At 68.6% G+C, this 1,416-nt stretch carries 1 protein-coding gene; it reads left to right on the top strand.

Annotated features, from left to right (window positions below; genetic code table 11):
* Positions 1–123 precede the first annotated feature (123 nt).
* A complete protein-coding gene (locus DQ240_RS23025) occupies positions 124–1,356 on the top strand; it encodes an IS256 family transposase (protein WP_113842044.1) in 1,233 nt (410 codons plus the stop codon).
* Positions 1,357–1,416 lie beyond the last annotated feature (60 nt).

The following is a 1,416-nucleotide window of genomic DNA, read 5'->3' as shown; positions in this document are numbered from 1 at the left end:
GGGTGACGTCCCTGCGGGTGGTGTAAGTCCAGGTCCCGTTCGCGTGAGTGTCACGTAGAGGGGCCATCGTGTGATGGTCAGCGAGACCACGCCAATGGTTCTCGCGGAAGGACACAACACACGATGGCCCTGGACCAGTCTGCCCTGCTCGAGGTGCTGGAGGCACTGAAGGCTGCCGACGTCGATGACCGGATCCGGTCGGCGGCGACCACGATCTACCAGGCCTTGATCGAGGCCGAGCTCACCGCGGTCATCGGCGCCGCCCCGCACGAGCGCACCGATGCCCGCACCGCCCAGCGCAACGGCTCCCGCCCACGCACGCTGACCACGACCGCTGGGGATCTGGAACTGCGGATCCCCAAGCTGCGCGCCGGATCGTTCTTCCCCTCGCTGCTGGAACGGCGCCGGCGAATCGACCAGGCACTGTTCGCGGTGGTGATGGAGGCCTACCTGCACGGTGTCTCGACCCGGAAGGTCGATGACCTGGTCAAGGCGCTGGGCGCCGACACCGGCATCTCCAAGTCCGAGGTCTCCCGGATCTGCGCCGATCTGGACGCCGAAGTGAGCGCATTCGCCGACCGCTCGCTGGCCGAGCAGGCGTTTCCCTACGTGTTCCTGGACGCCACCTACTGCAAGGCGCGGGTCAGCCGGCGGGTGGTCTCCCAGGCGGTGGTGATCGCCACCGGGGTGGCCGCCGACGGGCACCGGGAGGTGCTCGGCTTCGCCGTCGGCGACAGCGAGGACGGCGCCTTCTGGACGGCATTCCTGCGCTCGCTGAAGGCCCGCGGCCTGAGTGGCACCCAGCTGGTCATCTCCGATGCCCACGCCGGGCTGAAGGCGGCCATCAGTGCGGTGCTGCTCGGCGCGGCGTGGCAGCGCTGCCGGGTGCACTTCATGCGCAATGTGCTGGCCCGGGTCCCGAAGGGCAACGCTGAGATGGTCGCCGCCGCGATCCGCACCGTCTTCGCCCAGCCCGATGCCGAACACGTGCGCTCCCAGCTCGACGTCATCGCCGGCATGCTCGGCCGCCAGTTCCCGCAGGTGGAGGCCATGCTGCGCGAAGCCGCGGACGATCTGCTGGCCTTCACCGGCTTCCCCGTCGCGCACTGGAAGAAGGTCTGGTCGACCAATCCTCTGGAACGGCTGAACAAGGAGATCAAGCGGCGCACCGACGTCGTGGGTGTCTTCCCCAACCCCGCAGCCTTGCTCCGCCTGGCCGGCGCCGTCCTGGTTGAGGCCCACGACGAATGGCAGGTCTCCGACCGCCGCTACCTCTCAGAGGGCTCCATGGCCGCGCTCAACCGGCCGAGTCCGTCCAAGGAGGAGGTGGCGCAACCGGCCCTGATCGCGTCATAGTCACCACACCGCTGACCCAGCACGGTGAGGACTACATCCACCACTCAGCGGGACGTCACC

This window comes from Blastococcus sp. TF02A-26 (genome assembly GCF_003319125.1).
Classification (GTDB): domain Bacteria; phylum Actinomycetota; class Actinomycetes; order Mycobacteriales; family Geodermatophilaceae; genus Trujillonella.
This window is presented reverse-complemented; position numbering and strand designations above follow the sequence as displayed.

What these genes read in the sequence shown, in the direction of transcription:
- DQ240_RS23025 (WP_113842044.1), top strand. Translation starts at nt 124, where the DNA reads ATGGCCCTGGACCAGTCTGCCCTGCTCGAGGTGCTGGAGGCACTGAAG.